General features: G+C 53.4%; 11 protein-coding genes and 2 rRNA genes. 5 read left to right on the plus strand and 8 right to left on the minus strand.

Translation table 11 applies throughout. The features are described 5' to 3' along the window. Both BUA49_RS11370 and rrf read left to right on the plus strand, forming a co-directional pair. Positions 1 to 106 (plus strand): 23S ribosomal RNA (locus BUA49_RS11370); the annotation flags it as partial. Positions 107 to 206: 100 nt separating this feature from the next. Further along, positions 207 to 321: ribosomal RNA gene (gene rrf, locus BUA49_RS11375) — 5S ribosomal RNA — on the plus strand. Between the two features lie 101 nt (positions 322 to 422). On the opposite strand, the gene BUA49_RS11380 is transcribed toward rrf, so the two are convergent. The 8 genes from BUA49_RS11380 to BUA49_RS11415 all read right to left on the minus strand — a co-directional run bounded on the left by BUA49_RS11380 (position 423) and on the right by BUA49_RS11415 (position 11,814). After that, complete coding sequence (locus tag BUA49_RS11380) at positions 423 to 1,103, minus strand: sensor histidine kinase (RefSeq protein WP_072797872.1); 681 nt, start codon at positions 1,101 to 1,103, stop codon at positions 423 to 425. Beyond that, positions 1,100 to 2,749 carry a tetratricopeptide repeat-containing response regulator gene (locus tag BUA49_RS11385; protein WP_072797874.1) on the minus strand — a complete coding sequence of 550 codons (1,650 nt, stop codon included), beginning with the start codon at positions 2,747 to 2,749 and terminating at the stop codon, positions 1,100 to 1,102. Before BUA49_RS11385 ends, BUA49_RS11380 begins: the two co-directional genes overlap by 4 nt. Next, positions 2,746 to 6,270 (minus strand): hybrid sensor histidine kinase/response regulator, encoded by a 3,525-nt coding sequence (locus BUA49_RS11390; RefSeq protein ID WP_072797875.1) that lies wholly within the window; start codon positions 6,268 to 6,270, stop codon positions 2,746 to 2,748. The genes BUA49_RS11385 and BUA49_RS11390 overlap by 4 nt, the downstream gene beginning before the upstream one ends. A 51-nt stretch (positions 6,271 to 6,321) precedes the next feature. Beyond that, positions 6,322 to 6,828: a hypothetical protein gene (locus BUA49_RS11395; RefSeq protein ID WP_072797877.1), complete on the minus strand. Its 507-nt coding sequence runs from the start codon at positions 6,826 to 6,828 to the stop codon at positions 6,322 to 6,324. Positions 6,829 to 6,926: 98 nt separating this feature from the next. After that, entirely contained in the window at positions 6,927 to 8,693 is a 1,767-nt protein-coding gene (locus tag BUA49_RS11400; RefSeq protein WP_072797879.1) for a sodium:solute symporter family protein, read from the minus strand. Between the two features lie 4 nt (positions 8,694 to 8,697). Further along, positions 8,698 to 8,961 (minus strand): DUF4212 domain-containing protein, encoded by a 264-nt coding sequence (locus BUA49_RS11405; RefSeq protein ID WP_072797881.1) that lies wholly within the window; start codon positions 8,959 to 8,961, stop codon positions 8,698 to 8,700. Between the two features lie 211 nt (positions 8,962 to 9,172). After that, positions 9,173 to 9,880 (minus strand): 3'-5' exonuclease, encoded by a 708-nt coding sequence (locus BUA49_RS11410; RefSeq protein ID WP_072797882.1) that lies wholly within the window; start codon positions 9,878 to 9,880, stop codon positions 9,173 to 9,175. Between the two features lie 17 nt (positions 9,881 to 9,897). Continuing rightward, positions 9,898 to 11,814, minus strand: a complete 1,917-nt coding sequence (locus BUA49_RS11415; protein ID WP_072797884.1) for a putative nucleotidyltransferase substrate binding domain-containing protein — start codon at positions 11,812 to 11,814, stop codon at positions 9,898 to 9,900. 200 nt (positions 11,815 to 12,014) lie between these two features. Here BUA49_RS11415 and smrA point away from each other — a divergent pair, with 200 nt between their 5' ends. The 3 genes from smrA (at position 12,015) to BUA49_RS11430 (ending at position 13,439) form a co-directional block, all read left to right on the plus strand. Next, entirely contained in the window at positions 12,015 to 12,596 is a 582-nt protein-coding gene (gene smrA / locus BUA49_RS11420) for a DNA endonuclease SmrA (protein WP_072797885.1), read from the plus strand. A 62-nt stretch (positions 12,597 to 12,658) separates the two neighbouring features. Beyond that, positions 12,659 to 12,850, plus strand: coding sequence for a hypothetical protein (locus BUA49_RS11425; RefSeq protein ID WP_072797886.1), 192 nt, complete (start codon positions 12,659 to 12,661; stop codon positions 12,848 to 12,850). A 94-nt stretch (positions 12,851 to 12,944) separates the two neighbouring features. Beyond that, positions 12,945 to 13,439: a (2Fe-2S)-binding protein gene (locus tag BUA49_RS11430; protein WP_072797887.1), complete on the plus strand. Its 495-nt coding sequence runs from the start codon at positions 12,945 to 12,947 to the stop codon at positions 13,437 to 13,439.

The following is a 13,439-nucleotide window of genomic DNA, read 5'->3' on the forward strand; positions in this document are numbered from 1 at the left end:
GAGGCCCCTGAAGAGCCGTTCAAGACCAGGACGTTGATAGGTCGGGTGTGTAAGCGCTGCGAGGCGTTGAGCTAACCGATACTAATTGCTCGTGCGGCTTGACTATATAACACCCAAGACAATTGCGGATATCGCAACGAAAGAATCGAAATCACGGCCTTGAAAAGCCAGTGTTCTGTCTCATCCCCCAGTGATCAACCGTTTTGTCTGACGACTATAGCGGCTTGGAACCACCTGATCCCATCCCGAACTCAGAAGTGAAACAGGCCTGCGCCGATGGTAGTGTGGCATTGCCCATGTGAGAGTAGGTCATCGTCAGACTCTTAATACCGAAAACCCCCAGCGGAGTACCGTTGGGGGTTTTTTTATGCCTTAAAATTGCCTCAGCATGTAGGGGAGCACTGCAGTCATCGTCGACTCTGTTATGGCAGCCAGATTTCAAAAACACCGCCACCAAGATGCCCGCCATTGCGAAGCTTGATGTAGCCAGTCCGTTCTCCCTCGCTGTGAAGATCTGCTACCGCAGAAACAAAGAACAGGCCAAGGCTTGTGCTACCGGTGTTGAAATTCAAGGATTTGAAACTCAGCGTTCCTGTATGCTGCATACTCTCCGGGTACCCCTCGCCATCATCTTCCACCCCGATAACAAGATAACCATCATGCTCATAGGCTGTTAGCCTGATTCTGCTCTTGGTATAGCGGATCGCATTGTTGATCGTGTTGTTCAGAGCGCCGGTAAGCAGATCAGCATCAAAAAAACCGTTTATGGCTTCGGCATCAATGGAGCACTCGATACCCAGTCCTTTCAAGAGTGGTGTGTGCCTGGCAAGATGCTCAGACAGAAAGTCAGGAATAAAGTGCTCTTCAATGTGCGCAGAAAGATTGTTTTCACCCAGCCTGTAAATCCCCAAGAGCTGCACGAGATCATTGTGTATCCGCTCAGCTTCGTACTGCAGGGTGTTGAACTTGGAAGAGTCGTTAAGTTTGTCCTCGTTCTCTGCTCTCAGTTCATCCAGGGAGTTGAGCAACATCCCCAATGAGTTTTTCATGTCGTGTACGGCCAGAGCCAGAACCATGGAGAAGTCGATATTCCGGTTTTTCATAGGTTCAGTGCCTTCAGTTTGCGTTGCAGAGCAAGATATCGGCGGTATTGTCCATGCTGCACTGGCAGGTCAGCCAAGTGGTTCAGGTGATGCTGGCAGCGTTCCAGCAGGTCTTTGTTGGAAGTGTTGCCTTCATACTCCTTTATCAGGATCTGAACCTGATTAAGGTTAAGGGCGGGGTGGTCCGGTATCATCTCCAGTGCTTTTGTGAAGATGCTCGCGGCCTTCTTGAGGTCGCCTGACTCAAAGGCCGCTATTCCATCCCGGTTCAAACGACGGGCTCTGATCTTCATGCGAAAGCTCACCGGCTCATCCAGCAGACTCTCGATTTTCCTGAGGGTGGCAGGGTCTTCCCCAAACTGCTCTGCCAGTTCTCCCAGCAGCGCCTTGGCTTCATCTCCGTAGCCGAGGCGGAATAGTGTTTTTGCATAGTCCAGGCTGGTCTCCAGGCCCACAGAGTGTGTGTTTGTCAGTTCCGCCCGGATACTTTTCAGTATTTCTTCGGCTTTTTGCACTTGCTCTTGGCCAGCGTAGAGCCGGCATTGGATAATCTTACTGCGAAGGGCTAGGGTGTTGTCGTCCGGAAATCGCTTTTCCATGTTGCAAAGCATCGAAAAGGCTTCGTCAGCAAGCGCTACTCCCTCCTTCCCGGTATCGCCTTCACTGATGTCGCAGAGGTTGTGGCTGAGAGCAAGATAGTGGCTTGGACTATCGTGAATGGAGTGAGCCCCCAGGGTCACAGTGCGTCGCCATGCCTCTGCGGCAGTGTCCATGTCCTGATTTGACTCTGCCAGCTCAGCAAGGTGTTTCTGACGGAGTAGAGCATTGGGCGAATAGTCAGTCGCCCGCTCGAGGATTTTCTGAGCCTGTGCAGGCTTGTTCATACGCTCAAGGCCTTCTGCCAGAAGGTCATAGGCTTCCATATAGTCCGGATGGCTATCGATTAGCTGTCGTAGACTCTTGACGGCCTCATCGTAGTGATGATTGGCCAGCAGTATTTTGCTGTGTCCGAGTCGTGCCCAGGATAGCTCGCGCTGGGAGAGTATCTCGTCGTAAACCTTGATGGCATGGGAAAGGTCACCCAGCAGGAAATAGAGCTCCCCGAGTGTTTTCATGAGCCAGGTTTTATAGCGTGGCAGTCGGGGAAGAGCCTGCATACAGAGTGAGATGGCTTCGGGATAGTTTTCCCGGTCTATTTCGCGGTTTATCGGAAGCAAAGCACTGCGCTGGCTGATCAGGCTCCCCAAGCGCTGCTCCAGCATGGCGCGATTGATGGGCTTTGTCAGGTAGGCATCGGGCTGGTACTCACGAGCGCCCATAACCATTTCCCTTGACGTCTCTGATGTCACCATAAGAAACAGTGACGATCGCTTGAGAAGCTTCTTGTGGCGAAGCTCTTCCAGAATATGCTGACCGTTCTTGCCTTCCCCAAGGTTGTGGTCGCAGAGCACTACATCAACGTGATTATAAGTACAATACTGCACGGCGGGTCTGGCGTGTGCAACCAGCTCTATATTATCGGCGCCGCAGCTGCGAAGCATATGACGCATAGAAAGCCGGAAGTTTTCAAAGTCATCGATTACCAGATAGGCGAGCTTCCCGAATGCGCTTGTGTCGGAGGCGGACTTGTTATCAGGAGCGCTCATGAGCGTTTCTGTTTCAGCAATTTATTCACCATGGCTCTCAGGGCTGCGGGTTTAACGGGTTTATAGAGGATTTGATAACCTCGCTCAATCGCGTCCTCGCGAACGTCCGTAGCCATATATCCGGTTATCAGTATGCCGGGTATGTCTTGCCCAACTGCACTGCGTATGGCATCCATTGCGTCCAGACCGTTCTTGTCATCATCGAGCTGATAATCCGCAAGTATAATATCGGGCTGTTCATCGCGCTGCTGTTCCAGTGCGTCTTCGAGACTCTCAGCGGCGGTAACGTCGCACTTCCAGTTCCCCAGAAGCGCCACCATTCCCTGCAGAATTGCTGGGTCGTTGTCGATGCAGAGTACGCTTAAGCCTCCAAGACTGGAGACCCGCCGGGAACTTGTGGCAGCTGTCTCAGAGGTCTGATACGCCAGATCCGCCGGTGCAAGGGGAACTGTTATGCCAAATACACTCCCTTTGCCCTGAACAGACTGGACACTTACGGGATGGTTCAGCATGCCGCTGATCCGGTCGACGATTGCCAGGCCGAGTCCAAGCCCTTTTTTGTCCCGGCCGTGCTGAAAGCGCCGGAATTCCTCAAAGATAAAGGTCAGTTGGTCATCCGGGATGCCTGGCCCGGTATCCCATACTTCTATGCGCAGATATCCTTTGAGGCGCCGGCAACCAAGCAGGATTTTTCCTTCCGGGGTATAGCGTATCGCGTTAGACAGGAAGTTTTGCACCACGCGGCGCAATAGTTTTGAGTCTGAGCGGATCCAGGCACTGCTGGGCACGACGTGAAGTTTCAGACCCTGGTCTTCCGCAATGGCCGTAAAGTCGGTGGCCAGGTGGCGCATGATGTCGTTGACCGGGAACACTCCGATGTCCGGCTCCAGAGCCCCTGCATCAAGCTTGGAAATGTCGAGCAGGGTACTGATAATTTCTTCTGCTGCACCGAGTGAGCTGTCGATATGATTTACGAGTTCTTTGGTCTCGGCATTATTGGCCTTCCCCGCAAGCGCCGAGGTAAACAGTCGCGCTGCATTCAGTGGCTGCAGCAGATCGTGACTGGCTGACGCAAGGAAACGGGTTTTACTCTGGTTTGCCTGCTCAGCGACTGACTTTGCTTTGAGCATTTGCTCGTTGATAACTTGCAGTTCCTGCGTGCGCTCTTTAACCCGTTGTTCAAGGTAGATATTGGTTTCTTTGAGCGCTTGTTCGGTACGGCGCATCGCCGTAATGTCCTGGAATGTGGTCACATAGCCGCCACCGGGGATCGGGCTGCCGTCTACCCGAACGACGGTCCCGTCTGGACGTTGGCGTTCGTAAGAAATAGGCTGGCCTTCGCGCATGCTGCCATAGTGATTGGTAATAATTTCATCAATACGCCGAGCTGGTAGATTTGCGTTGGTAAGGTTGTAGCGCATCAGGTCTTCTGCAGGGCGGCCAACTCTTACAAAGCCTTTTGGATAGGTGAAGAGTTCCAGGTAACGATGGTTCCACACTACCAATTGCTGCTGCTGGTTCACCACAGAGACACCAAGGCTTATATTCTCGATGGCTGATTGCAGCAGCTCCCGGCTGAACGTCATGGCTTGAGATGCTTCGTCAACAATGCTGACCACATCTTCGATCTGCATGTCGCGACCTGTGAGGGTCGATTCCAGAACCACTCGGGCAGTGGAAGCGCCAATTACAGACGCTAGCTGGCGCTCTATGTATTTCATTAGATGAGACGAAGCCGGGCGATGCGGGTGAAGTCTTATGGCGTTACGCCGACCGTAATTACGGAAAATGGTTTCGGAGCGTTCCTCGCCCATGAACCTGTCAGTAAGAGCTTGCAGGTCTGATGTGAGAATTTCTCCCTGCCAGCTTTGATGCTGAACCGTATCGCCTTTTTGGTGGGGGTCCTGAAAGAACGAGGCAATCTGGATTTTCTCGCGTACCCGTTGGCGAGTGACCAGCGAGAGTGTTATGTAAACCAGCGTATTGATGCCGAGGCTCCAGATAATGCCATGGCTGGTCTGGTCGAGTTCCAGCCCGAATAGGGCGGTCGGCCGTGTCCAGCTCAAACCCCAGATGCCTTTGTCGATCAGGGAATCGGTAAGCCAGCCTGTTGAAGCCAGCGCAGGAAGCAGCAGTGTGTAACACCACATGAGAAAGCCAAGTCCGAGTCCCCATGTTGCGCCTGTGGCATTCCCGCGACGCCAGAGGATGCCGCCCACCAACGCCGGCCCGAATTGCGCGGCGGCGGCAAAAGACAACAGCCCGAACGACGTCAGGCTGTAGTCTTCACCCGCCATTCGGTAAAAGCCATAGGCCGTCAATAGAACGACAAAAATCGCAACCCTCCGAATGCCAAGCAACAAAGAACTCAGATCTGCCTGGCGGTTCATCCGTGGCCGGAAAAACCTGAGCAGTGCAGGCATGATGATTTCATTGCTCACCATCGTGGCAATAGCGACGGAGCAGACAATAACCATGGCTGCAGCTGCGGATCCACCGCCGAGGAATGCGAGGATAGCCAGCCATTCTTTGCCAGCCATAATGGGTAACTGGAGGATCAGAATATCCGGGTTGCCGGCTATGGTTTCAGGTGCCAGCAGGCCAGCGGCTGCAATGGGTAGCACGAAGGCACTGGCCACCACCAGATAAGCCGGCATAGCCCAGCGCGCAACCTCAAAGTCCCGGGGGTCGGCATTCTCGACCACCATAACGTGAAACTGTCGTGGCAGGCAGATGATGGCGAGCATGGCAACGAGGGTCTGCGTGATGAATGCCGGAGCTTCAATGGAATCTGTTGTCAGGACGCCGGTCAAATCCGCCCGTTGAACATTATCAAGCAGGTCACCAAAGCCATTGTAAAGCCCATATCCGACAAAAAGTCCGACGGCGACAAAAGCAACAAGTTTGATCAGCGATTCAAAGGCCACGGCCTGAATCATGCCGCGATGGTGTTCGGTAGATTCCAGGTGGCGAGTACCAAAAAGCACGGTGAATATGGCCAATGCAAGGGTTATGTACCATGCAGCATCGTTCCACGCTGCGGTACTGAGTACTCCTGCGCCCACACCGGTGCCCGTGTCGGATAACACGCTGAAGCCCATGGCGATGGCTTTCAGTTGCAGTGCGATGTAAGGCACGCTGCCAATCAGCGCGAAGGCTGCGATCATGGCTGCCAGTACCTGGGATTTGCCGTACCGGGATGCAATGAAGTCCGCAATGGAAGTGCTGTTATTACGCTTGCTTATGCGAATAATCCGGCGCAGCAACGGCGCGCCGAAGACGAAAACGAGCAAGGGCCCCAGGTAGATCGGCAAAAAGCCCAGCCCTTCCTGTGTAGCCCGGCCAACGGCGCCGTAGAATGTCCAGGAGGTGAAGTAAACCGCCAGTGACAGTGAATAAACCTGCGTTCGCGCCAGGCGCCGGCGATAGAGCCCGGGATGCTTATCGCCGGCCCAGGCGATGATAAACAGGATTGAGATGTAGGTGATGGAAATTAAAACCAGCAGCCAGGCACTAATCATATTTATGCATATCCGTCAGGTGATCGGGTTACCAGGCCCGTTACCGGAATATCAGCCAGTACATACGGTGGAGAAAAGCGGGTCGTCCCGGCCCAGAACTTTCAGGTTGTCTACCCGGGGCGTTCCATCAGAGCCTAGAGGAACGACCTCGCGAGTCGCGCAGTTAATAATATGAACCCGGTGGGAGACGGTGTCCGTTATCTTTTGTTCAAAACGGTAGAGCGTAAACCGAATTATATCCGGGTTGCCGGTGTCCCGTGCAATGCTATCTGTATCTACAGTGGAGAATGCGGTTACGTAAGGGTAAACCAGAGACCAGGGACGCCAGAAAATCCCTTTGCTCTCTGTACTCACGACGACAGCTTCATCCGGCAGGCGCGACTGTTTATGGTCGTACCAGATGTATTCTCCATAGATCAGATAGCCAAGCATACCCGCGCCGGCAAATACCGGAATAATCCATTTAGGCGCCATATTGCGGGTGACGGCCCGGATTCCGAGAGCGATACCGGCGGCACCCAGCCCACAAAATATAGTGGCGACAAGAGTCCAGAACATAAAAACGTATCCTTAAAAAAAGAACGGGCTCCCTCAAAGAGGAAGCCCGTTCAGTAACAACCTGTCAACTCAATGAGTAAACCAGGCCGGGTTGGTACTTAGTGGTCTTGAGCTTGTGCCGCACCGCGAGGGTAACGAACGCTTTCAACCAGCTCCTGAATCTCAACGGGCGGTTCATCAGTTGCGTTGGATACAGCGAAGGCTACCGCAAAGTTGACGACGGCACCAATCGCACCGATAGACAAAGGAGAGATACCGAATACCCAGTTCGCCGGAATGTCTGCAAGATTTGCAGTGCCCGGAATAAAGAACCATCCCTTGTACACGAAGATGTACGTCAGGGTAAACGCCAGGCCGCACAACATACCCGCAATGGCGCCGGTATTGTTAACGCGCTTGGAGAAGATACCCATCATCAGCGTTGGGAACAGAGATGCCGCAGCAATACCGAATGCCAGAGCAACCACCTGCGCTGCGAACCCCGGAGGATTGGCACCAAGATAGGTCGCGACAACGATCGCAACGGCCATCGATATACGGGCTGCCCTTAACTCGCCTTTCTCCGAAATACCCGGATTGATCGAGCCTTTAATCAGGTCGTGGCTGATTGCCGAAGATATAGCGAGCAGCAAGCCTGCTGCCGTCGACAGTGCAGCCGCCAGGCCACCTGCGGCTATCAGGCCGATAACCCAGCCAGGCAGATTGGCAATTTCCGGGTTGGCGAGCACCAGGATATCCCGGTTTACGTCCAGCTCATTGCCTTTCCAGCCGCGTGCGTCAGCTTCAGCCTGGAAGGACGGAGCATCGTTGTAAAGCTGGATGCGCCCGTCTTCGTTTTTGTCAACGAACTTGATCAGACCTGTGATTTCCCATTCTTTGACCCAGTTCGGGCGATCATCGTACTGAATTGGCTCAGCAGCTGTGCCATCCGGATAAATGGTGTTCATCAGGTTCAGACGAGCCATGGACGCAACAGCCGGAGCTGTGAGATACAGCAGCGCTATGAACACCAGGGCCCAGCCAGCAGACCAGCGAGCATCTGCAACCTTTGGAACCGTGAAGAAGCGGATGATAACGTGGGGCAGGCCAGCAGTACCGATCATCAGCGTCAGAGTAAACAGCGCCATATTCAGGTGGCTGTCGAGGTCTGCGGTATACTCGGTGAAACCTAGATCAGTAATAACCTGGTTCAGCTTGTCGAGAATCGGCATTCCGGAATCTATGTGAGTTGAGAACAGACCCAGTCCCGGGATCGGGTTGCCGGTCAGCTGCAGAGAAATGAATACAGCCGGAATGGTATAGGCAACGATCAGCACACAGTACTGAGCAACCTGTGTGTAGGTGATGCCTTTCATACCGCCAAGTACGGAGTAGATGAAAATAACCACAGCGGCAATGATCAGACCTGTTGTGGAATCTACCTCCAGGAAGCGAGAGAAGGCTACACCGGCACCGGCCATCTGGCCGATAACGTAGGTGACAGACGCTACAATCAAGCAGATAACTGCAACCAGGCGGGCGTTCTTGCTGTAGAAACGGTCGCCGATAAACTCTGGAACCGTAAACTTGCCGAACTTGCGCAGGTAAGGCGCCAGGAGCATGGCCAGCAGAACGTAGCCGCCAGTCCAGCCCATAAGGTAGGCTGAGCTTGCATAGCCGCTGGCAGCAATAATGCCTGCCATGGAAATAAAGGACGCTGCGGACATCCAGTCGGCACCAATCGCCATACCGTTGGTGATTGGGTGGATCCCGCCGCCAGCGACGTAGAAGTCTTTCGTGCTTCCGGCCTTGGCCCAGACAGCGATAAGGATGTAGATGAGGAATGACCCACCTACAAACATGATGTTAATGGCAAATTGGCTCATCCGCTTACTCCTCTTCCACGCCGAATTGTTTATCGATTCTGTTCATGCGCCACGCGTAGTGGAAAATAAGTGCAATGAACGTGAGAATGGAGCCCTGCTGGGCGAACCAGAAGCCCAGATCTGTTCCGCCGACAGCAATGCCGGAGAGCATTGGTCGCAGGAAGATCGCGAAACCATAAGAAACCAGAGCCCAGACAATCAGGCTCCCGAATATAAGGCGAAGATTCGCCTTCCAGTACTTTTCAGCGTCGTAGCTATGACCTGGCATAGGATTACTCCTGTCTTTTTGTTGTTGATCTGTGGTGGTTTTTCGGTGAGCTGAGCGAGCCAGAGAGTTTATTATTCATATTAGTACTTCCCCTACTTGTTCTCCTTTGTGACTTTACCTGTGAACCGATTTATAGATATTGGCAAAAGGTCTTATTTTGAGTTTTTTGCTGTGACAGGCGTCTGTTTTTTTAGAGGTTTCCGGTGCTGGGTTAGGTGCCGTGTATGCTTTTCAGTCGGCGGTGATATCGCAATTTTTCGTGTAATTCCCTGAGTGTTTTCAAGCCATTTTTGTTGGCTTTGTTCAGCGCAATAAGGGTCAGTTCGGCGGTCGCCAGAGCGTCAGAAGCTGCATGGTGTCTTGCACTTACTTCCAGGCCGAAATGGTCTGCCCAGTGATCCAGGCCTTTACCTCTGGGAAGGGTGTCTGGAAAGAAAGCAGGTAGCAGATCCGCTACGTCCATCCAGGTATGGTTTTGGGTATAGTTGAGTTCAGCCTTCAGAGTTTTTTCAAGAAACTTTTGATCGAATGCAGAGTGGTAGGCGAGCACCGGGTCGCCATTCATCCACTCCAGAAGAAAGAGCAAAGCGTCTTCGGTCTCATATCCCTGGGTAAGCGCTTCCGGTCCTATACCGTGAATCAGTACGGTCTTGGTGATATCCAGTTCAGGACGTCTCAGAATCAGGTCGAACTGATCGCTGAGGTCAATTGCCCCTCTGTTGATAGCAACTGCACCAACAGCGATGACTTCATCCTTGTTTGAATGCAGCCCGGTGGTCTCGAGATCCAGAACAATCAAGCGACATTCGGAGAGCAGTTGATCCCCCGGGGTTTTTGGGGTGGGCATGTTTTCTGGCGCTATGTTGCCAGTCAGGCCCGCGCGGCGGCGTTCAATCCATTGTCTGATCTGTTCCAACATGGGGCGACGGCCTGGATTCAGAGTTGGTAGGTAAGTTCAAGTTTTTGTTGCAGGCGTTGAGCCTGCCGGAACGACTCACGGAGAATGCGCCTGTCCAATGGGTTCAGGTCGTCCGGATCTATGTAATTGGTGAGCTCTTCGTCCCGATCAAGCATTTCCTGGTGTGACCGCATACGAATGGCCTGAATCAGGCTGTAAGCATCTTTCCAGGCGTTGGCATCTTTGGCATCAAAAACATCTTTTTTGACAAGCTCGTCCATCCTCTCAAGCGTATTTGCATTTTCAACTCCGTTGGCAAGCGCAAACACGCGCACGGCTTCCACAAAAGGTGCGAGGCCCTGGCGCTTAAGGTCCAGGCTTCGTTTTTTGCCATCAGAGACATAGCGGAAGTTGCGGAACATGGTGAGCGGTGGTTTTCTTTGAAGTGCGTTGCCCGCAAGCATCTTCTGGAATAGCGCGTTCTTTCGGATTCTTGTAAGCACTTTTTCAAGGAGTTCGTGTAAAGATTCTGTCGGGCCGAACACCGCTCTCATATCCAGAAAGATGGATGAGTAAACAAGATTTTGCGGGGTGGATGCGTCAATGAAGCGAATAAACCAGTCATCCCACTCGCGATCGCTCAGGCACAGCTTCGGATTGCTGGCCATGATGTTGCCTTTACACAAGGTAAAGCCGCACTCGGCAAGTTCATCGTTGACTGTTCGGGCGAATGGCAGCAGTTTTTCCCGTACCTGATCATCCGTCATGCCTTCCGGTGTCTGGAACAGTATGCCGTTATCCTGATCAGTCAACAGAGTCTGTTCCTGCCGTCCTTCGCTGCCAAAAGTGAGCCAGGTAAACGGAATGCCCGGGTCATTTTTCTTGATGTTGAGTTCCAGAACGCGCCTGACGGTAACATCGTTAAGCGTTGTGATGATCTTCACGACCTGTCCTGAATCTGCGCCATGGGCCAGCATTGCATCCACCAGGCGGGATACGTCTGAGCGCAGACTGACCAGCGTCCGCAAATGTGTAGCGGTACCGATGGTGCGGGCGAGGTTGACCAGATCAACGCGCTGCAGCGAGAACAGATCCCGTTCCGACACCATTCCGATCAGTTGTTTATCCTCATCAACTACGCAAAGGTGTGCAAAATGGTGTTCTGCCATCAGCATTGCGGCTTCAAAGGCGTCGGCTTGTGCTGACAGGCAACAGGGGTCTTTCGTCATTATCTGGCGGACCGGTGCATCCAGGGTGCAGGTATCTTCTGCAATCATCGTGCGGAGGTCGCGAAGGGTGAAAATACCGGTCGGGTGCCGGCTGTCATCGGTTATCACAATGCTGCCAACATTGTTTTCGTGCATGCGGGCTACTGCTTTACGTACTGGCAGGTCCGGAGAGCAGACAATGGGGTTGCGGAGGGCGTAGCGTTCAAGCGGTGTGCTCAGGGATATACTTGAGCCCATGGACGCCATGGCTCCGGACTGTATGCGCTGGTTAACCCGATCCAGCAGGCTGCTGACTCCGCGCAAGCAGAAGTCACGGAAGGGCTCGCTATCTGAAAACAGGGTAATAAAGGCATCCTGTTCGATGCTCAGGCAGAAGGTGTCGCCGGCGGCACGGTGCAGTGTCCGGGTGGGGCGTTCTCCTATAATGGCGGCTAACGGAAAACACTCGCCCTGGCTTATCTCAAACGTGGTTTCAGTTTTGTCAGCTTTCTCGTTATGACGCTCGCCACGGATCCGTCCCTGTTTAACAACGTAGAACTTCCGAACGATACCGTCGTCTGGCGACAGGACAACGTCACCGTCGGCATAAAATCTCAGCGTGGCGTGTTCAGCAAAGTGGGCGAGGTGGTCATCGTCCATGCTAGAGAAGGGGGCATGTGCCTGCAGGAAGCCCATAATGGAGCGGGTGTTCTGGGGGCGTGTGCTGTCCTGATTTGTTGCTGCCATAGCCGGTTCCAGTCGCTCGTTATTGTTGTAAGTTAACAGTGTAGAACACCCTAGTGGGTTTTCACTCTAAGATTTTGGTCGCAACTTTATTCGGTCGCAGAGCTTTTGATTACAAGTTTGTACAATCCTCCCGCTTTCTTTATGGGGAGCGTGCCGGGTGGTAAAGTTCTTCCATTCAACAGGTTATTGAAAGCACGGCCATGACTACCAAAAATGATCGCCTCAGTTTTCTTGAGGAAATGAAAGACGTCCGGCGTATTCGAAAACCGAATCGCGCCGAGATAACCACGCCCCGTGAACTGACTCCCGGCCACCTGGAGCGTCAGCGTGCTGCCGTAGAAACGCCGTTCAGAGACGCTAATCCGCTGACCTCCGACATTGTCGACCCCCTGACAGCGCACGACATACTTTGCTGGCAACGCCCCGGAATTCAGCACGGGGTTTTCCGCAGGTTCAGGCTTGGGCAATACCCCATTGAAGCCAGACTGGATCTGCATCGCTTGACCGTTGAGCAGGCGCGCATGGATGTATTCCGGTTTATCGGTGATTGTGTCCGGTACGGGCTGCGGTCCGTTATTATCCTTCACGGTAAGGGAGAGCGTAATCCTGACGGCGTGGCTCAGCTCAAGAGCTACCTCGCGAAATGGCTGCCGGAGCTCTCCGATGTGCTGGCGTTCCATTCGGCCCAAAAACACCATGGTGGAACCGGAGCTGTCTATGTCATGGTGCGAAAAAGCGAGCGGGAAAAGCAGCACAACCGGGAGATCCATGGGGCGCGCTAGGGTTTCAGGATGCCGGGAACCATAACTTAAGCAATAATTTATTGTGAAATGAGGAGTTTTTCATGAAGAAAACTGCACTGATGGTGTTCACGGTTCTGGTTCTGGCCGGTTGTCAGGACCGGGTAATCTGGGATGATAAAGGCAAAGTAGAAAATGCGACGGAGAACCGGGAAGTCTGGAATTCCAACGGGCAAATGGAAACCGGAGAGCGCAAGATCTGGGTTAACAAGGACGGAGAGGACGTCGTGAAGTAAAGCCTGGTCAGAAGGCTGACAGAAAAGTCTCCAGACAGATAGAACAACAAGCCCGGCACACAGAGCCAGGACAACAGAACGGGAGAGAGCATTAATGGCACTGAGCCTTACAGTTAACGGCGAGCAGCGCTCGCTGGATATTGAGGGTGATACCCCCCTGTTGTGGGTGTTGCGTGACGAACTGGGGCTGAAGGGCACCAAATTTGGTTGTGGTGTAGGCCTTTGCGGTGCCTGCACGGTGCATCTGAACGGGCAGCCGGTGCGTTCCTGCTCAACACCTGTAGTGTCTGCGTCTGGCGGCGAGGTTACCACGATAGAAGGTCTGGCTGAGGGCGAGCAGTTGCACGCCCTGCAGGAAGCGTGGATTGCACAGGGTGTGCCGCAGTGCGGCTATTGCCAATCGGGCCAGATAATGAGTGCTGCCCATCTTCTGGCAAATAACCCTGCACCCGCCCGGGACGATATTGTGGCAGCCATGACCGGTAATCTTTGCCGGTGTGGTACCTACTCGCGAATCATTGCAGCAGTGGAGTCAGTGGCCGGAAGCTCATTGGCTTACAATGCGGCCGTGGCCGGGGAGGGGAGCTGA

The sequence above is a fragment of the Marinobacter antarcticus genome (genome assembly GCF_900142385.1).
Taxonomy (GTDB): Bacteria; Pseudomonadota; Gammaproteobacteria; order Pseudomonadales; family Oleiphilaceae; genus Marinobacter; species Marinobacter antarcticus.

Excerpts from the sequence above, each read along its gene's own strand:
- BUA49_RS11380 (WP_072797872.1), bottom strand. The coding sequence starts at position 1,103 with ATGAAAAACCGGAATATCGACTTCTCCATGGTTCTGGCTCTGGCCGTA.
- BUA49_RS11385 (WP_072797874.1), bottom strand. The coding sequence starts at position 2,749 with ATGAGCGCTCCTGATAACAAGTCCGCCTCCGACACAAGCGCATTCGGG.
- BUA49_RS11390 (WP_072797875.1), bottom strand. The coding sequence starts at position 6,270 with ATGATTAGTGCCTGGCTGCTGGTTTTAATTTCCATCACCTACATCTCA.
- BUA49_RS11395 (WP_072797877.1), bottom strand. The coding sequence starts at position 6,828 with ATGTTCTGGACTCTTGTCGCCACTATATTTTGTGGGCTGGGTGCCGCC.
- BUA49_RS11400 (WP_072797879.1), bottom strand. The coding sequence starts at position 8,693 with ATGAGCCAATTTGCCATTAACATCATGTTTGTAGGTGGGTCATTCCTC.
- BUA49_RS11405 (WP_072797881.1), bottom strand. The coding sequence starts at position 8,961 with ATGCCAGGTCATAGCTACGACGCTGAAAAGTACTGGAAGGCGAATCTT.
- BUA49_RS11410 (WP_072797882.1), bottom strand. The coding sequence starts at position 9,880 with ATGTTGGAACAGATCAGACAATGGATTGAACGCCGCCGCGCGGGCCTG.
- BUA49_RS11415 (WP_072797884.1), bottom strand. The coding sequence starts at position 11,814 with ATGGCAGCAACAAATCAGGACAGCACACGCCCCCAGAACACCCGCTCC.
- smrA (WP_072797885.1), top strand. The coding sequence starts at position 12,015 with ATGACTACCAAAAATGATCGCCTCAGTTTTCTTGAGGAAATGAAAGAC.
- BUA49_RS11425 (WP_072797886.1), top strand. The coding sequence starts at position 12,659 with ATGAAGAAAACTGCACTGATGGTGTTCACGGTTCTGGTTCTGGCCGGT.
- BUA49_RS11430 (WP_072797887.1), top strand. The coding sequence starts at position 12,945 with ATGGCACTGAGCCTTACAGTTAACGGCGAGCAGCGCTCGCTGGATATT.